We start from the raw sequence: 22,878 nt of genomic DNA on the forward strand, positions 1-22,878 counted from the left end.
AGTTTTTACCGGTCAGAAATGTTTTTGCGGGATATCTCATAATTATATGATAGAAATTAAGGGGCACGGGGGCGTCTTTATAAACATCCCTGAACTAAAATTTACACAAAACAATGCCTGAAAAAAATCTTGTAAAGATTCATCCCGGGTGCGGCCCTAAAAGCTGTGTCGAGGCTTTTAAACAGGAATATACGGATTTTCCCCTGAAAACATACCTACTCGTCCCTACCGAGAGGCTCAAAAGAGACATCGAAAATACCCTTCTTAAGGAGGAAATTGCAGTCGTTGAAAAGGCAGTTTCAACCCCTTTGGCGTTTGCATCCGCGACCGTGGAGAAGATTCCCGGCCACAGGCTGATATCCGAAGAGGAGGCGAAGATGATTCTCCTGAAAGCTGCCAGGAAAAACAGTAGCTACGCCGGTGCACTTTCACCATCAAAGGATTTTTCGTCCAGGCTTTTAAACGACCTCTACGGCCTTGTCAAGGTCGCAACTGAGCAGGAGGCGGATTACAGGCAGGTCTTTTCACGTGAAAGCCCTAAAAACAGGGCCATTGCCAGGGTAATCGAGGATTATGCAGAAATCATACGGTCCGAAAAACTAATCCCTCCCGAAAGGATCTGGACGACAGCCACGGAACATATAAAAGAAAAAGGTTTTTCAGGCGAAACTCCCACATTCTTTTTCTCAGGGATATATGAACCCTTTCCAGCCGTAAAATCATTCATTACGGCCTGCTCGTCAAAGAGCAGAAAATGTGTATATTTCATGCCTTTCTGTGAAAACCGCAAAGTCTGCACAGACAACGGGAAATGGTTCGGTGCGAAAACCACAACCGCCGAGACCGTAAGTGCATGCGACTATACTGTCGTCTTTTCAGGCGGCAACCCTGCCGGTCTAACGGCGGATATTTTTGCAAAACGCTATGACAACTTCAAATCCGAGATTTCAGGAATAGCGGCTGAAATATCCCGGCTGGTAAAATCAGGCGTGAAACCTTCTGAAATAGCCGTCGCATTCCCCGACCCTGCCGGTGCAACGGCGGTTGCGGATGAAATCTTTTCGGACTTTGGCCTTTCCTTCTCCTCGTCGGCGACATTTCCATTGTCTCGCTCCCCCATCGTCCAGTCAGTCATCCTTACGGCTGAAGTCATAGCAAAGAAATTTTCAAAGGGGGCGGTCTCGGAATTTCTTGCGTCACCATACCTTGCATCGGAAAGGCTCCTGCCTGCAAAAAAGGCGTTCACGGACACTGTAGCTGAAAACGCCCGTATTGACGAAGGGTTTTCGTCCTGGGAGAAAAACCTTGAAAAATACATAGACAGTCAGAAAAAAAACCTTTTATCGGAAGATCTGCCAAACTCAAAGAAAAAGGACCTGGAAAAAAAGATTACGGACGCGAGGTACGTTTTAAAAAACGTCGTCCCTGTTTTGTCTGAGCTGAACGACCTGTCGCACAGCGACACATACCGCGGCCATATCAAAAACTTCACAGAACTTCTAAAAAAGTGGAAAGTCCCGGTAATAAGCGGCATATGCGGGGAAAAAATCCTTTCAAGGGACAAAAAAGACCTTGAAGACCTGAAAAAACTCTTAAAAGGACTTTCAAAGACTTCCGAAACTTCCGGGGAGGATAAAGTCCCCTTTTATGAATTTTCAAGGCTTCTCTCCTCGTCCGCGGGAAGCACGAGAATCCCCCTTGAAAGGGACGACTCAAAGATTCAGGTCTCGGGAATACAGGGGCTTCAGGACACGGGTTTTTCATACGTGTTCCTTGCAGGTCTTGTCGACGGAAAAATACCCGACATTCCCGGAATCCTTCCTTATACAACCGACGAAGAAGACCAGAAAATCTGGCCGGGAAAGAAACGCGACAAGGTCCGGGGAGAGAGGTTTTACTTTGTAAAGGCCCTGTATGCCGGAAGACGGGCCGTATACCTTAGCTGTCACAACGAGGCGGAAGGAAGACAGGAGATCCCATCGCAGTTTTACGAGACCGCATCCGGCATCCTTGCGGCAAAAGAGCCAAAAGACCCCGGAAGAAAAGGCCCGGTGTCATATTCCCTCGAAGAGACCGGCCGCAGTCTTTCAAAAGGTATTGTCTGTGACGACTTTTATCTCCCTGAAGGCATATCCCCCGAATCCGTCATGGAGAGAATAAACACCGAAGGCTTTTTCAGGCGGGGACTGTACGATTCGGCATATGACGGGCTTTTGTCAGGCGACGACGATATAAAGGAAGCGCTAAATGAAAGGTTCGGCGGGAAATATGCCTATTCACCGACATCGCTTGAAATATACTCACAGTGCCCGTTCAGGTTCTACCTGAAGCACGTCCTCGGGCTAAACCCGCCACCTAAAACCGACTTTGCACTTTCCGCCGCAGACAGGGGCGACCTTCTTCACAAAACGCTGTTTTCGTTCTATTCGGAGTGGATGAAAAACCACGAAAGACCCCCTTCAGGAATCGACAGGGACGAGGCGCTGTCCCTTTTGAAGTCATGTGCAGGCGAAAATATTGAAGCCTACGGGATGCAGGGACCTGCATGGGACTCAATGACAAAGGAGATACTCGGGGAGACCGGGTACGGGAAAGGGATACTTGAAAAGTTTGCCGACGAAGAGGTGAAACTTTACCCGACCGGGTTCGTCCCGAAATATTTTGAGGCCGGGTTCGGGTCTGCCGGACCGGGAAATTCTTTTTCGGACGGGCCCGTCGAAATAACGTCAAAGAGCGGCAAAAGCATATTTCTAAGGGGATTTGTCGACAGGATAGACGTAAGAGACGGTGACTTTGTCATAACTGATTACAAGACGGGAAACAACCCGAAATACAGGGATATTGCCTCAGGCAAAGCCCTCCAGCTCCCCCTATACCTCAAAGCCGCGGAAAAGTCCATGGACATGAGAGGAATAGGCGGGTTTTACTATAAACTCTCGAAAAAAGAAGTCTTCAGGAGGGCCGAACTGTATGACCCGGATGAAGAGGAGCTATTCTCAGCCTTCCAAAAGGCGAGGATAAAAAAAGAGCCGTTTGAGGACATTCTTGACAGGTCCGTAGAATTCGCATGCAGCTATTCCGAATGCATAAGAAAAGGGATATTTACTCCCGCAAAAGAGACCGGAGTCTGCCCCGGCTACTGCGAGTTCAAAAACCTGTGCAGGTTCTCGGAGTTCAGAATTCTTGAACAGGAAAATATACTAAACGGCCCCAAAGAAAAAGGCGAAAACCCCGGAAAAAACAAAGGAGACGACTAAAAATGCTTACAGACAGGCAGAAAGAGGCGATGAGGCATGACATCAGTCTCTGTGTCACGGCAGGGGCGGGGACCGGAAAGACGCATGTCCTTGTAAACCGCTATATAAGCCTCATCGAAGACGCCGGGTGCAGGCCTTCCGAAATTCTTGCCCTGACATTTACGGACAAGGCCGCGGCCGAGATGAAAGAGAGGGTCGAAAAGGAGATCTTTGAAAAAGAAGGACCTTTCTGGGACCAGATTAAAGAGGAGATGATGTGGGCCAACATTTCCACATTCCACTCCTTCTGCTCGAAAGTCCTCAGGGAGTTCCCGGTAGAGGCCGGAATAGAACCCGGATTTTCGGTCCTGACCGACAGCGAATCCGAGGACATCATAAAGGACACCATAAATTCTCTTTTTACCGGAAAACCCGACCCGTTCGTAAAAGAAAGCCTTGACGAATGCCTGTGCACATACGGGACATACTACCTCGAGTTATTTTTAAGGGAGATGCATAGGAAGAGAAGATATGCGAACGATTTCTTCGAGGCTCTTGAAAATTCCCCGGAAAAAACGGCAGTAATGTGGAAAGAGGCGCTATTGCAGGAAAAATTAAGCATTGCAACGGAATTTTGGGAAAGTTCGGTCCTCCCGAAAGCCGCAGGAGACCTTTTTTCGCTTTCGGAAAGTTTTGCAGGCGACGGCGACAAAGGTGCAAAATACCTGAAATCCGTAAAGGAGTTTCTCATCCTCCTCAAAAGCGAAGACCCCCGTGATATCTGCAGGGGCCTTCTTGGGATTGCGGAGACTGCCGGCGGCTCAAAGAGCATGGGGAGCAAAAAGGTATTCGGGGACTTCAAGGAGAACCTGATATCCTCTTATTCGGCCCTAAAGGACTACGCCGACGGCCTTCCGGGTGATATCCTTGCAGCCGAAACCACGGAAGACACACCGGAAACGAAAAGGACACTTAAAATCCTGAAATCTCTCTATGTAGTCTACAGGGAGATGGAAAAAGGCATCAGGCGGGAAAAGCATGCCCGCGGCGCCGTGGACTTCACCGACATGATAAACCTCACCTATTCGCTCTTCAGAAAATACCCTGATATTGTTGCAAAAAGCTACTCGAAACGTTTCAAATACGTCATGATAGACGAGTTCCAGGACACCGACCCTGTCCAGGCCGAAATAACGTCATATATCCTGAACGGCGGCAAACAAAAAGACAACCGGAAATGCAGCAGCATTTTCGTCGTAGGTGACCCGAAGCAGTCGATTTACCTATTCAGGGACGCCGACGTGACACAGTTCAGGCGTTCGGGTGAAAAAATAAAAAACGAATACAAAGGAGACCTTGTATCGCTTGACATAAACTTCAGGAGCACAAAGGAAGTCCTTTCGTTTGTCAACCGCATCTTCGGTGAAATATTAAAGGAGACGAAAAAACCGTGGGACTTCGGGTACGAGCCGGTCCGTGTCTCTGAAAAAAGAGCTGAAGACTGCGGCTCGGTCGGGCTTATAATAACTCCACCCGGAAAAACGGTTTCGGAAAGGGCCGTTTTTGAGGCTGATGCAGTTGCAAGGAAAATCAGGATTATTACCGGCGAAAAAAAAGTTCTGGTCTCCCAAAAACCCGCATCGTGGCAGGATATCGCCATTCTTATCGAGAGGAGAAACAACCTGAAATACATCGAATACTCCCTTAAAAAATACGGAATACCGTACAGGGTCTACGGGGGCCTGGGACTCTACGAAAAACAGGAGGTCCTTGACGCAGGCTCGGTGCTCTCTTTTCTGAAAAATCCAAAAGACGACTCATCCCTTTATGCGGCTTTAAGATCGCCTTTCTTCGGGTTTTCCGACGCAGAAATCTTCAGGATATGTAACGGGTACGCTGAAGGCCTTTTTGAAAAATTAAAGAGGGACGAATCCGAAAAATCGAAAAACGCATGCAGACTCCTTTCGTCCTGGCTTCTTTATGCAAGAAGAGTTTTGCCCTCCGCACTTTTCAGGAAAATAATCTCGGAATCCGGGATTTACGCGGTTTATGCAGGAGTCCCCGGAGGCGGACAGGCGATGGCAAACCTCGAAAAGCTCTCGGACATCATACGCGAAAGGGAGAAGGGAGGCTTTTACACCCTCGACAGACTTGTTTCCGAGCTTTCGTCATCCGTAAGTTCGGGCGAAAAGGAAGGGGAGGCGGAGCCTGAAAACACCGGCGGGGACGCTGTCACCATAATGACAGTCCATGCATCAAAGGGGCTTGAATTTCCGGTCGTAATAATACCAGGACTTTCGGACTCCTCTCCCTCCGACAACTCCCCGGTCGTCGTCGACGGAGAGCTTGGAGTAGGAATAAAAATACCCGATTTCGAGACAGGAGACGACTACGTGAACTCTCCACCTCTTATGGTCCAGAAGTACAGGCAGAGGCAGAAGATGCAGGCGGAAAAAAAGCGCCTGTTCTACGTTGCCGCGACAAGGGCAAGGGACCACCTGATAATGTGCGCCTCGGAGCCAAAGGAGATGCCTTCATCGTTTGAGGCGTGCAAAACGAGGGCCGACTGGGTCATGTTCTGCCTTTTGCGGGGAAAGGACGGACTTCATGACGGCGTATACGAAACCGTATGCGACGGTGAAAAATGCACGGTAAAGGTGACAAGGGCAGAAAACCTTGCCGATTTCGGTGCAGACGAAAAAAAACCGAAATACGTTCACCTGCCCAAAAATATCCCGGCGCCTGAAAACTATGGAAAATCCGTTTGGTCATTCCCTGAAGCACGGTTATGTGGCAGTCATGAAAGAGTCTTTTCCGCAACCGAAATAGAAGACTACCTGAGAAAAACAGGTGAAATTAAAACCGCACCCCAAAAAAAGGCTGCAAAAAAGCCGTCCGCAAAAGACGGGCTGAAAATGGCGGACAGGGGCACATTTATCCACGAAATATTCGCAGGAAAGGACCTGCCTGCCGTTTTATGGAATTACCCTGAAGTCCGGGAAGATGAGGCACAGCTCTACGCAGGGATGTACAGGAAGTTTCTTGACTCCGAATTCATGAAAGACGTCAAAAGGTCATATTGCGAGCTTTCGTTTAAGACCGGAATTGCAGGCTACAAAATTTCCGGAGCAATCGACAGGCTCGTCGAGAAAACAGACGGGTGGTACGTTATAGACTACAAGACAGGCGACGAAACCGAAGAGGACCACAGCGTACAGATGGGGATATACAAAGAGGCGGCTGAGGGTATTTTAAAGCTGCCTGTAAAAACTGTTATTTATAAGACCTCTGACGAAAGCTTTAATGAAGTCCCGATAAATTCCGCGGAATTAAGAGACAGGGTCTCTAAAACCTGCGACAAAATGACAAGAGAAATATACGATGATACAGACATTCAGCCTTGAAAAAACGCCTTTTTCACTTTCGACAACACTGTCCTGCGGCCAGGTGTTCAGGTGGCACGAAACCGGCGGTTGGTGGAGGGGCATTGCACACGGAAAACTTATAAAAATAAGGCAAAAAGGCAATATTCTTGAATATTCGGGCTGCGACGAGGACTTCATCAGGTATTATTTCCACTTCGACGCAGACCTTGACGAAATCCTCGCTTCGATTAACAGGGACGAAAACATCGATGAGGCGATAAAAGAGCATGCAGGTCTCAGGGTCGTAAGGCAGGACCCGTGGGAATGCCTGCTGACATACCTTTGCGGACAGAACACGAGTATCCCGCTCATTGAAAAGATGCTTGACAGCATGTCCGAAATGTCCGGTGTTCCCGTTGAAGACGGGGAGGAGAAAGCGTACCTTTACCCTACACCCCAGAGCCTGTCAGGGTTCTGCAGGGACGAGATCGCCAAATGCTCGACAGGGTACAGGGCTTCATACATATGCAGCACGGCCTCGGAGATTGCGGGCGACAAAGGATGGGCGGACAGGATACTTTCCTCGGACTACGAGTCTGCCAGGAAGGAGATTATGAAATACAAGGGAATAGGGATGAAGGTCGCCGACTGCATCCTTCTTTTCGGGTTCCAGAAGTACGAGTCCTTCCCGGTCGACAGGTGGGTCAAAAAGATAATGTACGGGCTCTACGGGGTCGGGGATTCGGAAAAAACTCTTTCCTGCGGAGGATACGAGAAAGTCCGCAGGTTCGGGCAGGAGCACTTCGGCCCCTACTGCGGGTATGCCCAGGAATACCTTTTTGCGGGACGCTAAATAAGTGCACTTTCGCCCTGCATGCATATTTTATATATAGAAACCGTTCATGATACTGATTCATGGACGAAAATAAATCTTCCGTGGGTATTTACGAGGGGGGAGTCCCTGAATTTGACAAAAAGGGAATCATTTTTGCAAACATTATTTTGATTGCATGGCTTTTGGCGGGGATTTATGCTGTATATGTTTTCTATCCCCCGGCAGGGATTGTTTACGGGCTGTTTGTAATCATTATGTTCATGTTCGTCATGAGAAAGGGACTGTGCACGAAATGCTGGTATTACGGTAAAAAATGTTCGATGGGCTGGGGAGTTTACACGGCAAAACTCTTCAGAAAAGACGATACCGAAAAATTTGAGGGGTGCAAGGCATCTAAATTCGCACCGGTTCTCTGGATGACGGTATCCTTTCTGCCGGTTGTCCTGATTCTCGTATCGGCGGTTTTGTCGTTTTCGGTTTTCAAGCTTATCATCCTTGCAGTACTTGTGATTTTAATGGCCATATCAGGAAACAAAAAAATAAGGGAGGCTTCTTGCAGGCAGTGCAAAATGAGATACCTCTGCCACGGGAGTGCCGCAAAGGACTGAATAAAGGAAAAAAAGGAAAAATAATAAAACAGACCTGACAAAGGAAAACAGGATTGATATGGCACCTTCAAACGATAATCCAGGGGCAAAAAAAGACCTGATGAGAATTCCGGGAGTGGGAAAAAAGACTGCCGAAGACCTTGTGGCGCTCGGGTATGACTCCGTCAAATCCCTTGCAGGAGAAGACCCGGAGGATATGTACAAAAGGCTCTGCATAATTGACGGCGGATTTTCGGACCGCTGCAACCTTTACGTCTACCGCTGTGCCGTATACTTTGCTGAAAACGAAGGAAAAACCATGAACCCGGACCTTCTTTTGTGGTGGAACTGGAAGGACTAAACAATAATTCACAGTGAAGGAAGACACTTTCGGAGACAAAAAAAGGCCACAACCTCCTGTATTAAGGCACAAAAGCTTTGTAATTTTGAGAGTCCAAATCCCTCTTCTTGTCTTTTCCGGTTGCCAGCCGCCAGATTTCATATTTTTTTACTTTTTTGCCGTCATGACAATTACGATAAGAAACATCAGGATTACAAAAACTGACAGATAAAACCCTGTTTCACTTACTCCCTGGATTATGCTGATGATGCTTGCAAGAATCGCAACGGCTGATGCACCGAATATAACCAGTTCTCTATTTGAATAGCCCATGAAGGGTTGTTTACCGCATAAACGTATTAAATCTATTTGACGGATTCGTGATATTTTTCAGGTCTTCGTCCGTCAACACTGGTGCAATTCAAACCCGTCAGGGTTATTTTCAAAAACTTCATAATATCATGCAATGATTACCAGTGAGCTGAAGAACAAGGTCGACTCTTTATGGACAACGTTCTGGACAGGATGTTCTGGCTTTACGAGGATATGAAAAATTCATAAAAAACATAATGACCGGAATTTGCTGCCCCCCCTTTTTTTGTAAATGTTATTAATTTAACCTCCCCCAAACATTAATAACAACCCTGATATACTCCTTTTATTTAAAACATAAACCATTCATTTTTTTCGGATGATACTATGGTTCAGAAAAATTACACCCGTATTCTGGTTCTCGGGCTGGTGGTACTTGCACTGTTTGCCGCGTTTTCTGCGGGGTGCACATCTACGGACACCGTTACCGGCAATACAACAGCCGCAGACAACGGCACAAGAACGATTACCGATATGGCCGGAAGGGAGCTCACGGTTCCTTCCGAAATCAACAAAGTCCTGTGCACAGGGCCCCCGACATATAACCTTGTATACATGCTTGCCCCTGAAAAGCTTGCAGGATGGTACACCACATTCAATGACAAGGAAAAGGAGTTCATTCCAGCGGAATACCAAAACCTTCCCAACTCAGGGGGATGGTATGGAAAACAGACGGGAAACTACGAGACCTTCCTCCAGACTGACCCTGACATATTACTCGACAGCTTCAATGAAATGGGCAATACAAACGAAACTCTTGACGAAAGGCAGGAAAACATGGGAAGCATACCGGTTATAGGAGTGCTTGACACAACCAACGCGTCGGCGTACTCCGCACCTATCAGGTATGTAGGCAAACTCCTGGGCGAGGAGGAGCAGGCGCAGAAACTCACAGACTTCTATGAAGACATACTCGGAAAAGTAAACGAAAGGGTTGCAAAAATGACCGGCTCGGAAAAACCGACGGTATATTATGCAGAAGGACCTGAAGGCCTTCAGACTGACCCGGCAGGGTCAGCGCACTCGCAGTTAATAGAACTCTGCGGCGGGACAAACATCGCGGACTGCAAAATCAACCAGGGATACGGTATGACCGAAGTCTCGATGGAGCAGGTCATTGGCTGGAACCCCGACATAATAATTGCAGGCAGCTCCGACTTCTACGACTCAGTATACAACGACTCAAGGTGGAAGGACATAACGGCAGTCAAAAACGGACAGGTTTATCTCGCACCCGTTGGCGTCCCGTTCTCCTGGTTTGACAGACCCCCGGGCGTAAACAGGATAATAGGAATAGCATGGACGGCAAAAGTCCTTCACCCCGACTTATTCGAAGACTTCGACATGAGAGAGCTCGCACAGTATTACTATACAAACTTTATCCACCAGCCTTTAACAGAAGAGCAGATGGACGAGCTCGGGATATAAAGACAAGACCAGGGCTGAAAGACTCTGGTTTAATGCACACACATCTTTTTTTTATGCCGGGCTTTTGGTGCCAGGCGCCCGGAATTCAGTTATTCAAAGACCAAAAACAAAACCTCTCGGCTTTACGGTAAGGATTAACTCAATGGTAAACCACATTAATTTAACCTGAATTCTAAATAAACATCAATTCTAATATGCTTTAATTACAACAGTAAAACGATCATTTCTACCGGATGATAACTATGGATCAAAAGCAGTACAAAATTATTCTGGTCCTCGGATTAGTCCTGGTGTCACTTACAGCCGCATTCGCGGCCGGGTGCACCACTTCCGGGACAGACAACACCACAGTTGCCGAAAATTCAACCAGAACCATAACGGACATGGCGGGAAGAGAGGTAACAATTCCCACCGAAATAAACTCGGTTTTATGCACTTCCCCCCCGTCCACAATGTTTGTCTACATGCTGGCACCTGACAAGCTTGCAGGCTGGAACTTTAAGCTGGGCAACGGAGCAAAGAATTACATGCCGGAAAAATACTTCAGCCTCCCCGTAGTGGGCGGATGGTTCGGCACACAGACCGGAAACTATGAGACTTTCCTCAACATCAGCCCCGATATAGTAATAGAAGGCTTCAATATCCAGGGCAATGCCGTTGACACGGTCGGGGAAAGACAGGAGAACATGGGAAGCATCCCTGTTGTCGGACTTGAAGACACAACCAACGCATCAGCGTATTCGGCACCGATAAAGTTTATAGGAGAACTCCTTGGTGAAGAAGAGCAGGCAGAAAAACTTACCGACTTCTACGAGGGCATACTCGGAAAAGTAAACGAAAGGGTTGCAAACCTGACGGATTCCGGGAAACCGACAGTTTACTACGCGGAAGGACCTGAAGGACTACAGACTGACCCGTCGGGTTCGCAGCACTCGCAGTTGATAGAGCTATGCGGCGGTGTAAACATTGCGGACTGCAAGAAAACTCCTGTCTACGGCAGGACCGAAGTCTCACTGGAGCAGGTCATAAGCTGGAACCCCGACATTATCCTTGCAGGAAGTTCTGATTTCTACAACTCCGTGTACAACGACTCAAGGTGGAAGGACATAACGGCAGTCAAAAACAAACAGGTATATCTCATCCCGACAGACGTCCCGTTCTGCTGGTTCGACAGGCCGCCGGCAGGTAACAGGATAATAGGAATTGCATGGACGGCAAAAGTTCTCCACCCTGACCTATTCGAAGACTTCGACATGAAAGAGCTGACGCAGTACTTCTACACAAACTTCATCCACCAGTCTCTTACCGACGAACAGATGGACGAACTTGACCTGCAATAAAAAAGTCTTGCAAAAAGAAAATACCTGACCAAGACAGGGATAACAGTCCCTCTCTAAAATTTCAGATAAAGCAGGAGGTTAGAGGTTAATCCCTGCCTTAAAATTAAACTCATTTTTCGAGATATCTCTTCCGTAATTTCAGTGGTAATCAAAACCCTCTGCCTCAGAACTTGCCTGAAAAATACAAAATTCTGAATGAATGCAGGATTTCTTTAAAAATTTTTCTTTTACCATGACATTTATCCCCCGGATTCATAAAGCTCATAATACAACCCGGACTTCTGCATCAGGTCGTCGTGACTGCCGCTTTCGACAATCCTGCCCCTGCTCATGACATAAATGGTATCGGCCTTTTTTATCGTCGACAGCCTGTGGGCTATTATAAACGTGGTGATATTCTCAGAAACGCGGTTTATGGAGTCCTGGACAACCGCCTCCGACTCGTTGTCAAGGTTGCTTGTGGCCTCGTCAAGAACAAGTATCTCGGGATTTCTCACAAGTGCCCGTGCTATTGCAACCCTCTGTTTTTCACCGCCGGAAAGCCTGATTCCCTGGTCACCTACAATACTGTCATAACCGTCGGGAAGAGTCTGTATGAAGTCATGGATGTTCGCCTTTTTTGCCGCATCAACAACCTCCTCATCCGTGTATTCTCCTCCGAAAGATATGTTCTCCCGTATGGTGCTGTTGTAGATGAAAGTGTCCTGGCTTACATAGCCCACCCTTGATAAAAAAGTCTCCTTTTGGTATTCCTTCAGGTCATACCCGTTTATAAGAATTCTGCCGCCTTTAGTGTCGTAATACCTGAGAAGAAGCGAGACCAGAGTGGATTTCCCGGAACCCGAATGACCTACAAGTGCCGTTACCCGGTTCATTTTTATCCTGATGTTTATCCCTTCGATGAGTTTTTGCACCGGATAATACGAGAAAAACACATTGTCAAAGACTATATCGTCGTTTAAAACCTCAAAATTCTTTTTTCCGTCCTTTATTTTGTGATAATTTGAATCGTTTAAAAACTCGTAAACCGATTCAAGGTTCGGCCAGCTGTCCATTATATTCATGTACTGGTTGCTTAAAGTGGCCATCCTCGGGATTACCTTGAGTGCGGAGAACACAAAAGTCCCCATTAAAGGTATAACATACAAAAAATTCTCCCTGTACATATAGTAAAGTGCAATAACCATGACTGCAAGGCCGATAAAGAACAGGAACTGAAGTGTTGCCGCCGGAAGCTGCCTGAAAAAACCCATTCTTATGTATTTGTCCCAGAACTTCCGGAGAGCGGTATCATATTTCTTCTCCCAGAACTTATCCCCGCAGACCGAACGAATCTGCCTTAAACCCTGGATATAGCTGCTTATGACCTCGTTTTCGGACTGCATCGAATGCATCTGGAGAAACCCGAGCCTTACGGCGAATTTGTTGCCGATAAACCTTACAAAAAGGATGAAACCGATGCTTCCCGCAATAAGGAATATGACGGCGTTTACAGATATGAAAAAAAGTGTTAAAAGAATCGTGAACACTATGATTGAGTCCGAAAACATCGACGTTGCGGTCTCAAGGAATCTTCGTATCTGCGACGGTGCGGTAACCACACTGTATATTATATCCCCGCGTTTGTTGTCGACATAATACTGGTAATCGTTTTTTACGAGTTTTTCGAATATTGTCCTCTTTGTCGTCGTTATAATCTTTTTTGTGACGTACAACGAGAGGTACCTGTATACAAGGGAAAGTGCGAACGTAACCGTTACAAGAACCATGAAAAGAAGAGTGAATATCACGATATCCGGGAAATTCGCCAGATTCCTGATGAAGTTGTACAAAGGCTCGAAAAGAGCAATCTCTCCTCCCTGAAAATCGATTGTGGCGTTCATTATCGGGTATAAAAGAACAATCTGAAAAGTTTCGAGAAGACCTATTACAACGCTTAAAAAAAGCAGCAGGACCATATATCCGCGGTAGCCGTCGCTGTAGAACATAAAAAGCCCTGAAGCCTGCTTTAAGGACTCCATTTTTCTTTTAAAAAAGCCCGCAATACCTTTTTTTGTCATAAGACCGGATGAAACTGACTCTTCTTTCATTAATGCACCAAAACCAATAATTATTTTCGGGTATTACAGCCGTTTTGACAAAAAAGGCTTATTCATCAGTAACATTTAAACAGATCGGTTCTTTAAATGTTATGAATATATTGAATTTTTGTAATATAACAGGATTTCTTTTATGACCTGAAATAAATCTTTTACCGGCATAAACCCTTTTTCAGTATCCCGTGGCGTAATACCAGCCGTTCTCTTCCCTAATCCTTACAGGGACGTCGAAAAGGCTTCCTATAACTTCACTTTTCAGGATTTCATCCTTGGGACCGTCATTACAGAACTTTCCGTCCTTCATTAAAATCACCCTTGAAATTTCGGGAATTATGTCGTACAGGTTGTGGGTGACCATTATTATGCCTGTACCGTGACAGGCTATCTTTCTTATAGTCGTCCTGAAGGTATGAAGGGCGTGGAGGTCAAGCCCTGTTGTAGGTTCGTCAAGGATTAAGGCTTTAGGGTCATGGACAAGTGCACGCCCTATCAGAAAGCGCCTCGCCTCCCCGGTCGACATCTTTCTCATCGGGCGGTTTTGCAGGTGGGAAATTTCCAGAAAATTCAGAATCTCATCCGTTTTTCTCTCCATGTCAGGTGTAACGTCATGGTGAAAAAAAAGCCCGATACTTGAAAAAAATCCCGATAGGATAACGTCACGGCCCGTCGTATCACGTGTGTACGTAAACTGAAGGTCCTGTGAGACTATTCCAAGCATCTCCCGGAGGTCTGATACATGCCAGACCTCCTTTCCAAGAATCATATATTTCATGCAGGGACTGGCAAGAGGGTAGTTTTCCCTTGTTATTGTCCTGATAAAGGTGGACTTTCCTGAACCGTTCGGGCCGAGAATTGCCACATGTTCACCGGAGTTCACGATAAGTGAGAGGGAATCAAGCACTTTGTTATCCTCTCTCATTACGGTGATGCCGGAAAAGTCAATAAGCGGCGGGAAAGGCGGTTTTGAAATGCATTCATCCGGTTTAGTCATTTCATTATCATTCACCCACAACATATACATAATGTGCAGGACTGTGCAGACCAGTGTATTATGGCCTGAGAAAATCTCTTATCCCTTAAAAAACAAGGGCCTGAAAAGACGTTTCAGGCAACGCCGTTTTCCCTGAAGCAGTCAATGTAATTCTTGTCAGTTCCTTTGATGTGCCCTGTAATCCACCCGCTCAGAAATTTCATGACATCAATGGAAAGACCAAGTTTTCCTGAAGAAAAAGAGTCCTGAAAGTCCACGACCTTTGCGACAAAAGCGTCGTGCTCTTTTTTGTGCTTCTCGTAGTCGGGATACCCAAATTTCTTCATGTATTTTTCCTCTGTCCCGAAGTGGTACTGGGTATATTCGGCAAGCTCTTTCAGGGTCTTTTCAAGTGCGTCCTTTCCCTTTCCCGAACGCATTCCGTCATGAAGGGCGTTTATCTGTGATACGAGTTTCTTGTGCTGTTCGTCAATTTCATTTATTTGTACAGAGAGGTCGTCTGACCAGTTCATATATGCCATAGTATATTGTTCGTATAAGTACTAATTAAATTTTTAGGATCTCAAAACCACAATAAACCCTGAATAACGGATTTTTAACTAAAAATAATAACTTTCCCTGTTTTTACGGGCGCGGCAGGGTCAGGGACAGCTACATTGCAAAATTCTGTCAAAAAAACTTACAGGAAAAAATAACGGCTATTAAAATAATCATACATTCAGTGATAAATAATATTGACAGAATAAAGAGTTTGAGAATAAATAGTTTAAAAACAATTTATCCTAAAAACAGCAAAATAAATGAGGATTACTTCATTCGCCTGAAAAATAAAACTACGTTTAACCGGATTTTCAACGGAAAATTTACAGGTTCCAAAGTTTTGCAGAAAGGACCGGTGACATGATGCAGGATGAACCCAGAGGTGACGGAGGCTACATCTCGATGTCCCTTGACTCCCTTTCATGGGCGCAGACAGATGCTGCAGCAGCCGGCCTGTTTACAGGGCAGGAACAGGTCTCGGTGGACGCATGGGTAAGGTTCGACGGCCTTCCGGCCGAAACCACGGTTTTAGGGCAGGAAGGCGTCTTCGCCTTTGGGAGCAGGTCTGACTCGGTTTATTTCAGGTTTGAGGGACTTTTGGCAGTATTCTCAAACCCTGCTCAGTCTAAACTTCATGACGAAAACTGGCATTATATATGCGCAACTTTTGACGGCTCGACCGTGAGACTTTATATCGACGGCTGGTTCAATGCAGGCCAGAGCTGCATGGGAAACATTGCCCCTAAAACTAACCCCGTCCTGATAGGCCGCGGTGTCAGGGGGCTTGTCAGGCGTGTACGTATATATAATACCGCTCTTGACGAAAAGACCGTTCTAAACAATATGTACTGTTCTCCGGCATCAGGTACAATTGTTGCCGATTTTGACTTCAACGCAGGTAAGCCCGAAGACAGGGGACCTTCATCTTACCCGGTGTCGCTACAGAACAACGCCTTTATGGTCAAAGTCACACCCGCACTTTCACCGGGCACGCACGGTTTTGCACGACCGCTGAATGATACCGACATAAATCCCGGCGGAGGACAGGTGGACCCGTATTCCGTACAGGCCTGGATATACATTTCGTCAAAGTCAAATCCCGTTCAGGCGGTTTTTGTCAACAGTGGCCTGATGGAAGACACGGGAATGGCACTGTATGTAAGATATGATAAAAATGCATCAGCCTATCGCCTAGTATCACAAAGGGGGTCTTTCGGCAGCAGCGGCCAGGCACTTACATCTTCAGGTACAGTTTCAGAAGGCACCTGGACAAACGTCGCCACGACATTCGACGGCATTACTCTCAGTCTCTATATAAACGGCGTACTCAGCGGTTCCGTGAACTGCAAACCTGTCCCGCTGTACAACAGGTTCGGGTATTTACTCATAGGCGCTGCGGTCGAAGAGGGCAGCCCTTTGGCCACTGCAACGTTTCTGGGTTTCATACGCGGAGTGGACGTCTGGTCGCGTGCATTAACCGCCGCAGAAATCGCAGACTTCATGAAAACCCCTCCTTATACAAAGTCGCAGGGCCTGCAGGCGTCCTATGTCTTTACGAGTTCTCCGGCGCGAAACTGGGTCAACGGCCACCCGGTTGCGCTTGCAGAGGGGGCAGTCCTTTCGGGCCAGAGAGAAAAGATTTCTGAAAGTGAAGGACTGCCCCGCGATGAGTACTCCGGAATGCCTGATACGGGACTTGATCCCGGTTTAATGGAAAACATACGTTTCGGTCTCGATTTCCATGAATTTTATGAGAAAAACCGCAAAGCCTTTGACGAGGCAGAAGCGAGGGATATTGCGGCGTTTGACGACCCGAAAGACCGGGAAATTATAAAAAAGGCCTGGGATGACGTCAGGGATAAAATTGCAAACGACCCTTTGTCCCTGCCTCTTCTTGTGACCCGCCATAAAATCAACGGGGAGCACCTCCTTATAGTCCACAGACCTGAAAGGTCTTATGTGGCATACCGCACTGCGGAGGAAAATTTCGATGACTGCACAATGTGGAAGATTTCGCTTGTATTCACCATTATTGCCGGTGTACTCGATGCCGTCACGGGAGTCGGGGCCGTCAAAACCAACAAGGCTGTAATCTATATAGCACGTGTCCTGAAAGTGCCGAAAATAAGAGCAATGCTGGCCCTCGGGGCATCAATCTCCGCTATAAATATTTTCTCCATAGCGGGCTGCCTTTATTCATCGGGAATGCTGCGTCAGCTCATTCTTCTTGTTCTTGACGTCAGTTTCTGGACTCTTATCAGGGTACTGGGAAATATTGTCGCATTTGTAACAGGCTTTGCCTCCGCCCGTATCATAGCATCTCTTGTCGCTACAGCAGGGGCTTATGCAATAACATATTCCGGCAGACCCGCGTCCTGTGACCCGTTCCCCGCCGTGAGTCTGGCAGGCGTCGCATTCGACTACGACCCCGCCGGACAGGCCGTGGACGCACTGACAATCAGGCGAAACTACGGTTCAGATATAAATGTACCCGAATGGAAACCCGGCATAACACTTCCAAAAGATTCACCTTGCGCCTATGCCCTCAGCCTTATAGAGGGAAAGACACCGGCAATTCAGGTTACGCTTAACGTTCCAGAATCCACAACACGCACAACAAGTATTCAGGCGACGGGAGGAGGCGTTCTCGGGGCAATCGACCCGGCAACTGTAGATTTCAAATCAGGCACGGACGTGACGGTTACCATTCCTCTTTCCCACAACACCATCTCTTCAAACGGGGTCGGACGCTATGACGTGAAATGGAACTGGCAGTACAAAGGAGAGGACGGCACCTGGGAAAACATGGCCGCAACAACGCACAGGGTCTATGTCCTGCTCGACAAACCGTGCAATCCCTGGAAGCAGACCCCAAACCGCACAAGCAGACAGCTCCCGTGGACAGACGTCCTTGACTACTCCTGCATATGGGCCGCAGGCGCAAAAACAACAGCCGATATCCTGGACAAAATAACGGTAAAAGTCAATTCAGGCCTCGGTCTTAAGTATGATACCTCTCGCGGAAGCTCGGTCTACACCGATCGCAACAACAGTTTTCTGTGCAGCGATTTTATCAGTTTATTGGCTACAGGAAAAGGAAACGGAAAAATCGTCAACTGCACGGACTGCGCAACGATTGTCACAACATTCGCCAATATCCTGGGAGCAGATGTAATGGAATCCATCATGACCTCCGACCGTTATGCTTCCGAAGGGTTCAGCTGCAACCAGATACTTGCAATAGGAAAGACTACGTGGGAAGTACCCTTTAAGTGGGGGTTCAGGTATCATGAAGTGGCGTGGACGGGTTCAGGGTTTATCACCGATAACATATACGATGCCTGCCTTAAGTACGACACCGGCAAAGACCCGTGGGGAAGCGGTTCTCACGCTGCAGGACTGCCGGTAAACGTGAAGTTCTCCATATTGCAGCGAAAACCGAAACTTCCGGTCAGTGCCGACAGTGCACGCTACCGGGAAAGACTTGCCGCAAATACGAACGCGGGGATTCTGAAATGTTTGCCGCAGGGCGCATCCCCGGGGACCAATTCAGGGAGAAGGCCAGTAAAATGAAGGAGGGTTTAGTCTTATGAAAATGCAGGACTGGCTTAAAGGCGCCCGTAAAAGTTTTAATTTCGACGAGTGGCCACACCCTCCGGAAGAAAATGCACAGGTTAGCGTGAGACAGCTTATCCTTGACCTTAGTAAGACTGCCGGGGACTGGCGCCTGGAAAAGCGTCTCCCATGGGGAAACTTTGGGTACGTGGACTATTTCCGGAGTGTTAAAAACGACAGGCACAGGGTTATGGTGCGCATCAGCGAGTATGGGACCCATGATGACGCACGCATGGCGCTTTTGGAAGAGGTCAGCTTTTCGTCGGCACCGACTCTGCCGCGCCTCGATGAACTTGGAATAGAAATAGGAGACGTCGGTTTTACAGGACACGGCGATGTAAACACAGGCATCACGTTTGTACGCCGCAACATTCTGGCGGACGTAAGAAGCATAGGAGAGGAGCCCGTATCAGTCAGGGAATTCACGCGGTTTGTGGACAACTATATTATCGGTGCCGGATTATAACCAAATTAAAATAACTTACATATAGAGACACAAAATGACAACATACAACGATATTTACATAAGAGACAATTTCGGTGATACAGGGGTCATTCCGTCGACCGGCATCCCTTACCAGTCCCCGGACATCATTCCCTTCCAGGACAAAACGCTTACGTGGGATAAGGCAAACTCGTCATATAAAGGCCCCCATATCGGAAAATCAATCATAAACAACGGTGTCAACAACATATACGTCCGGGCAAAAAACCTGGGCGATAAAGAGGTATCTGGCAGCACCGTCAGCCTGTACTACTCTAAAGCCTCCCTGTTTCTTCTGCCGGTCAAATGGACTTCTGTTATGAGTGCAGGAGGAAAAAAGGCCCTTTCGTTCGTCGACGGCTCAGGAAGCAACTCGATTTCCCCAGGGGGAGTTGCAGTCTCAAACCCTTCCTTTTTTCTGACAGGCCTGCCGCCGGTTTCACGTACACATTACTGTTTAATCGGCATAGTGCAGACACCGGACCACCCCGTAACCATTCCCGCGGCATTCACAAGCAATGCCGCCTATGACAAATGGGTAATGAATAACCCCGCCGTTGCATACCGCAACATCAGTTATTCCCCCAATACCAAAACACAGGTGAGCAGGGTCTTTGATTTCGGCAACGTTAACCAAAGTTCTGCTTATTTCACTATCATCATAACAGGGCACGGTTTCGTCCCCGGGACAGCCGTCAGGTCGCAGTGTACAGACGTAAACTGCCCCATAGACAACAATGCATCTCTTCCCGAGGGTGACCCGCAGGGCAACCAGAACGCAAGTTTTGTAACGAGTGTCCCCGGAAATTTCAGCGGAAACCTGGTGGTTACCGTCACGTCCCCCGAAGGAAATTTCCCCGCAGGAGCAAGCCTGACCATTTCATACTTCCAGATTCCAGACAAATCAAACGCCCTGGATATGGCAGTTGCAAGACGTTTTGCCTTAGCGGAGAATGCGGACTTAAAAGTGCCCAAACTTATAAGGCTTGGCGAGTGCAGGCTCAACATAACAGGCGACCCCGCACTGGCTGAAGACTGACCGGCATTTACTGGTTTTCCATTCCTTTTTTTTAGAATTTTGCAGGATAATAAACGATAACAGATGGAAAAAGAGCAGAGTTTTTCATCAGGATAAAAATATATGTTTTTTTAAAATTTTACCGGATATTTTACGTCCCGATATCCCAGCTGGTCATGTATTTTTCCTGGTATTCGGAAAGTTTGTCGATTTCAACGCCGAGGGAGGAAAGCTTTAACTTCGCAACCGAGACGTCGATATCGTTCGGGACTTCGTAAACCCCTCCGGAAAGCTTCGGCCCTTCGTTTTTGATATACTCTGAGCACAAAGCCTGAAGCGCAAACGAGAGATCCATTACCTCTACGGGATGGCCCATACCTTTCGGGACTGAAAGGTTTACAAGGCGACCTTCGGCAAGGACACTTATTTTTTTGCCTTTTATGATATAGGTGTCAATTCCGTCGCGCTTTTCCATTCCTTCCTTGTGCTCCTCAAGCCATGGGATATCGATTTCGACATTGAAATGACCGGCGTTTGAAAGAATCACACCGTCCTTCATAAGCGGGAAGTGGTCCCCGGTTATAATCGACGTGTTTCCGGTGGTGGTTACAAAGATGTCGCCTATCTTTGCCGCCTCCTCCATCGTCATCACGTAATATCCGTCCATGTGCGCCTCAAGTGCACGTCTCGGGTCGACCTCGGTCACAATCACCTTTGCGCCGAGACCGTGCGCCATCTTTGCAAGTCCGTGTCCGCAGAACCCGTATCCCGCAACCACAAACCATTTTCCCCCGATAAGGGTGTTCGTCGTAATCATAACGGCCGAAAGTGCACTCTCCCCTGTCCCGTGGACATTATCAAAGTGCCTTTTCATCGGGGTATCGTTTACAGCTATAACCGGAAACTCAAGCTTTCCTTCCGCCGCCATCGAGCGGAGGCGGTGGATTCCTGTCGTCGTCTCCTCGCACCCTCCGACGATATTGTCCAGGAGTTCGCGCCTCTTCGTATGAATCCTGTGTATCAGGTCCATACCGTCGTCGATTGTAACAGTCGGGTTCGAATCGAGGACACGATCTATTGCGTCATAATATTCATCGACCGAACACGCACGCTTAGCGTAACAGTGGACATTTTTGACCGAATTCAACGCCTCTGCAACGTCGTCCTGCGTTGACAGTGGGTTGCATCCGGTGATGTACACTTCCGCACCTCCTGCAGCAAGGGTCTCTACAAGGACGGCCGTCTTAGCCTCAACGTGAAGCGCCATCCCGATTCTTGTACCTGAAAGGGGCTTTTGTGCCTCAAATCTTTTTCTGATTGCGCCGAGAACAGGCATGTACTGCCTCGCCCAGCTCATCTTAAGTTCACCTGTATTCAAAATTTCACCTTTTTTCAAACTGAACAGATATTTTGGATTTAAAGATAATAGTTATTTACCATTCCTGTGCATGGAATATGAACAAAGAGGATATGATGGACGGACTTGTGCCTGTAGCAAAAGGACTTCGGGATGAGCTTATTCAGTACGGGGAATTCGTACCGCGTGAATCCTATGTAAACCCGCAATCAGGTACATTATGGCGGAAAAACCCGGACGGAACACTTAATGACATTACAAAGGACAAATCACGTGTCCTTACGGCCCTTGAGCACTACGGAATGAATGTTGAAAAAACAAGGGAAAAGTGCAGAAAGGGAAGAGAGGAGTGGACGGGGGAAGAATAGAACACAGAAGAGAAGACAAAAATATCTCAGGCATTCATTTAAAGGACTTACATTAAGGATTTACAATGACTCTTACAAAGCGCATAATCCCGTGCCTTGACATAAAAGACGGCAGGGTCGTGAAGGGGACAAATTTTCTGGGACTTCGCGATGCAGGAGACCCTGTCGAACTTGCCGCAAGCTACAATGAACAGGGCGCCGACGAGGTGGTGTTTCTGGACATCACCGCGTCGAAAGAGAACAGGAAGGCCCTGATTGATGTAATCCGGCGTGCAGCTGACCAGCTTTTTCTGCCGTTAACGGTAGGCGGCGGAGTCAGTTCGGTTAAAGATATGCAGGACCTCCTGCGGGCAGGTGCGGACAAAGTCTCCGTAAACACGAGCGGCATCAAAAACCCGGAGCTGATAAGGCAGGGAGCGGAAAAGTTCGGGAACCAGTGCATAGTCTCCGCAATAGACGTAAGGCGAAACGATACGAAAAAAGAGGGGACCACGGAGATTTTAATGCCCGACGGGAGTTTATGCTGGTATGAAGTGGTGATATACGGGGGAAGCAGACCTACCGGAATCGATGCGGTCAAATGGGCAAAAGAGGCAGAAAGACTTGGTTCCGGAGAGATTCTTTTAACCTCAATGGAAACTGACGGCGTCAAAAAAGGCTTTGACATCCCGGTTACTTCAAAAATTGCATCTGAAGTAGGAATACCTGTTATCGCATCAGGCGGAGTCGGCAAAGTGGAGCATTTCTATGATGGCTTTGTCTGTGGACATGCAGATGCCTGCCTTGCCGCATCTGTGTTTCACTTCGGCGAGATGAAAGTAGGCGACGTCAAAAAATATCTCCATGAAAGAGGTGTCTGCGTAAGGGTCTAAAATTGAAATTACAATTAAACCCATAATAATT

17 protein-coding genes are annotated in these 22,878 nt (G+C 47.5%); 12 read left to right on the forward strand and 5 right to left on the reverse strand.

Annotation, left to right across the window (positions count from 1 at the left end):
* The first annotated feature begins 113 nt into the window (after positions 1-113).
* From J2128_RS11250 to J2128_RS11270, 5 genes are all read left to right on the forward strand, one after another.
* The gene (locus tag J2128_RS11250) at positions 114-3,257 is read left to right on the forward strand and encodes a PD-(D/E)XK nuclease family protein (protein WP_209691528.1); all 3,144 of its coding nucleotides are present in this window, start codon (positions 114-116) and stop codon (positions 3,255-3,257) included.
* A 2-nt stretch (positions 3,258-3,259) separates the two neighbouring features.
* Entirely contained in the window at positions 3,260-6,640 is a 3,381-nt protein-coding gene (locus tag J2128_RS11255) for an exodeoxyribonuclease V subunit beta (RefSeq protein WP_209691529.1), read from the forward strand.
* Entirely contained in the window at positions 6,618-7,454 is an 837-nt protein-coding gene (locus tag J2128_RS11260; RefSeq protein ID WP_209691530.1) for a DNA-3-methyladenine glycosylase, read from the forward strand. The genes J2128_RS11255 and J2128_RS11260 overlap by 23 nt, the downstream gene beginning before the upstream one ends.
* Positions 7,455-7,516: 62 nt before the next feature.
* Positions 7,517-8,044: a hypothetical protein gene (locus J2128_RS11265; RefSeq protein WP_209691531.1), complete on the forward strand. Its 528-nt coding sequence runs from the start codon at positions 7,517-7,519 to the stop codon at positions 8,042-8,044.
* A gap of 58 nt (positions 8,045-8,102) precedes the next feature.
* The gene (locus tag J2128_RS11270) at positions 8,103-8,384 is read left to right on the forward strand and encodes a DUF4332 domain-containing protein (protein WP_245323698.1); all 282 of its coding nucleotides are present in this window, start codon (positions 8,103-8,105) and stop codon (positions 8,382-8,384) included.
* Positions 8,385-8,531: 147 nt separating this feature from the next.
* On the opposite strand, the gene J2128_RS11275 is transcribed toward J2128_RS11270, so the two are convergent.
* Positions 8,532-8,696, reverse strand: a complete 165-nt coding sequence (locus J2128_RS11275) for a hypothetical protein (protein WP_209691532.1) — start codon at positions 8,694-8,696, stop codon at positions 8,532-8,534.
* Between the two features lie 366 nt (positions 8,697-9,062).
* Here J2128_RS11275 and J2128_RS11280 point away from each other — a divergent pair, with 366 nt between their 5' ends.
* Together J2128_RS11280 and J2128_RS11285 are read left to right on the forward strand one after the other, a co-directional pair.
* Entirely contained in the window at positions 9,063-10,163 is a 1,101-nt protein-coding gene (locus tag J2128_RS11280) for an ABC transporter substrate-binding protein (RefSeq protein ID WP_209691533.1), read from the forward strand.
* Positions 10,164-10,405: 242 nt separating this feature from the next.
* Positions 10,406-11,503: an ABC transporter substrate-binding protein gene (locus J2128_RS11285; protein WP_209691534.1), complete on the forward strand. Its 1,098-nt coding sequence runs from the start codon at positions 10,406-10,408 to the stop codon at positions 11,501-11,503.
* Between the two features lie 239 nt (positions 11,504-11,742).
* Here J2128_RS11285 and J2128_RS11290 read toward each other — a convergent pair whose 3' ends face one another.
* The 3 genes from J2128_RS11290 to J2128_RS11300 form a co-directional block, all read right to left on the reverse strand.
* The gene (locus tag J2128_RS11290) at positions 11,743-13,593 is read right to left on the reverse strand and encodes an ABC transporter ATP-binding protein (RefSeq protein ID WP_209691535.1); all 1,851 of its coding nucleotides are present in this window, start codon (positions 13,591-13,593) and stop codon (positions 11,743-11,745) included.
* A 181-nt stretch (positions 13,594-13,774) separates the two neighbouring features.
* Complete coding sequence (locus J2128_RS11295) at positions 13,775-14,593, reverse strand: ABC transporter ATP-binding protein (RefSeq protein WP_245323699.1); 819 nt, start codon at positions 14,591-14,593, stop codon at positions 13,775-13,777.
* A gap of 113 nt (positions 14,594-14,706) precedes the next feature.
* Positions 14,707-15,114, reverse strand: coding sequence for a bacteriohemerythrin (locus tag J2128_RS11300; RefSeq protein ID WP_209691536.1), 408 nt, complete (start codon positions 15,112-15,114; stop codon positions 14,707-14,709).
* 379 nt (positions 15,115-15,493) lie between these two features.
* On the opposite strand from J2128_RS11300, the gene J2128_RS11305 reads away from it, so the two are divergent.
* From J2128_RS11305 to J2128_RS11315, 3 genes are read left to right on the forward strand one after another with little or no spacing between them, the layout of a single operon-like run.
* Positions 15,494-18,706 carry a LamG domain-containing protein gene (locus J2128_RS11305; RefSeq protein ID WP_209691537.1) on the forward strand — a complete coding sequence of 1,071 codons (3,213 nt, stop codon included), beginning with the start codon at positions 15,494-15,496 and terminating at the stop codon, positions 18,704-18,706.
* A gap of 16 nt (positions 18,707-18,722) precedes the next feature.
* A complete protein-coding gene (locus J2128_RS11310) occupies positions 18,723-19,214 on the forward strand; it encodes a hypothetical protein (protein WP_209691538.1) in 492 nt (163 codons plus the stop codon).
* 34 nt (positions 19,215-19,248) lie between these two features.
* Positions 19,249-20,271: a hypothetical protein gene (locus J2128_RS11315; RefSeq protein ID WP_209691539.1), complete on the forward strand. Its 1,023-nt coding sequence runs from the start codon at positions 19,249-19,251 to the stop codon at positions 20,269-20,271.
* A 130-nt stretch (positions 20,272-20,401) separates the two neighbouring features.
* Here the strand turns inward: J2128_RS11315 and J2128_RS11320 are convergent, their stop codons facing one another.
* The gene (locus tag J2128_RS11320) at positions 20,402-21,631 is read right to left on the reverse strand and encodes an adenosylhomocysteinase (protein WP_348632409.1); all 1,230 of its coding nucleotides are present in this window, start codon (positions 21,629-21,631) and stop codon (positions 20,402-20,404) included.
* A gap of 29 nt (positions 21,632-21,660) precedes the next feature.
* On the opposite strand from J2128_RS11320, the gene J2128_RS11325 reads away from it, so the two are divergent.
* Both J2128_RS11325 and hisF read left to right on the forward strand, forming a co-directional pair.
* On the forward strand, positions 21,661-21,975 hold the full coding sequence (locus J2128_RS11325) for a hypothetical protein (protein ID WP_209691541.1): 315 nt from the start codon (positions 21,661-21,663) through the stop codon (positions 21,973-21,975).
* A 65-nt stretch (positions 21,976-22,040) separates the two neighbouring features.
* Positions 22,041-22,847 carry an imidazole glycerol phosphate synthase subunit HisF gene (gene hisF, locus J2128_RS11330; RefSeq protein WP_209691542.1) on the forward strand — a complete coding sequence of 269 codons (807 nt, stop codon included), beginning with the start codon at positions 22,041-22,043 and terminating at the stop codon, positions 22,845-22,847.
* Positions 22,848-22,878 lie beyond the last annotated feature (31 nt).

This window comes from Methanomicrobium sp. W14 (assembly GCF_017875315.1).
In the GTDB taxonomy this organism is placed as follows: domain Archaea; phylum Halobacteriota; class Methanomicrobia; order Methanomicrobiales; family Methanomicrobiaceae; genus Methanomicrobium.

What these genes read in the sequence shown, in the direction of transcription:
- J2128_RS11295 (WP_245323699.1), bottom strand. Translation starts at nt 14,593, where the DNA reads ATGACTAAACCGGATGAATGCATTTCAAAACCGCCTTTCCCGCCGCTT.
- J2128_RS11255 (WP_209691529.1), top strand. Translation starts at nt 3,260, where the DNA reads ATGCTTACAGACAGGCAGAAAGAGGCGATGAGGCATGACATCAGTCTC.
- J2128_RS11300 (WP_209691536.1), bottom strand. Translation starts at nt 15,114, where the DNA reads ATGGCATATATGAACTGGTCAGACGACCTCTCTGTACAAATAAATGAA.
- J2128_RS11265 (WP_209691531.1), top strand. Translation starts at nt 7,517, where the DNA reads ATGGACGAAAATAAATCTTCCGTGGGTATTTACGAGGGGGGAGTCCCT.
- J2128_RS11280 (WP_209691533.1), top strand. Translation starts at nt 9,063, where the DNA reads ATGGTTCAGAAAAATTACACCCGTATTCTGGTTCTCGGGCTGGTGGTA.
- J2128_RS11270 (WP_245323698.1), top strand. Translation starts at nt 8,103, where the DNA reads ATGGCACCTTCAAACGATAATCCAGGGGCAAAAAAAGACCTGATGAGA.
- J2128_RS11310 (WP_209691538.1), top strand. Translation starts at nt 18,723, where the DNA reads ATGAAAATGCAGGACTGGCTTAAAGGCGCCCGTAAAAGTTTTAATTTC.
- J2128_RS11275 (WP_209691532.1), bottom strand. Translation starts at nt 8,696, where the DNA reads ATGGGCTATTCAAATAGAGAACTGGTTATATTCGGTGCATCAGCCGTT.
- J2128_RS11250 (WP_209691528.1), top strand. Translation starts at nt 114, where the DNA reads ATGCCTGAAAAAAATCTTGTAAAGATTCATCCCGGGTGCGGCCCTAAA.
- J2128_RS11260 (WP_209691530.1), top strand. Translation starts at nt 6,618, where the DNA reads ATGATACAGACATTCAGCCTTGAAAAAACGCCTTTTTCACTTTCGACA.
- J2128_RS11315 (WP_209691539.1), top strand. Translation starts at nt 19,249, where the DNA reads ATGACAACATACAACGATATTTACATAAGAGACAATTTCGGTGATACA.
- J2128_RS11290 (WP_209691535.1), bottom strand. Translation starts at nt 13,593, where the DNA reads ATGAAAGAAGAGTCAGTTTCATCCGGTCTTATGACAAAAAAAGGTATT.
- J2128_RS11285 (WP_209691534.1), top strand. Translation starts at nt 10,406, where the DNA reads ATGGATCAAAAGCAGTACAAAATTATTCTGGTCCTCGGATTAGTCCTG.
- J2128_RS11305 (WP_209691537.1), top strand. Translation starts at nt 15,494, where the DNA reads ATGATGCAGGATGAACCCAGAGGTGACGGAGGCTACATCTCGATGTCC.
- hisF (WP_209691542.1), top strand. Translation starts at nt 22,041, where the DNA reads ATGACTCTTACAAAGCGCATAATCCCGTGCCTTGACATAAAAGACGGC.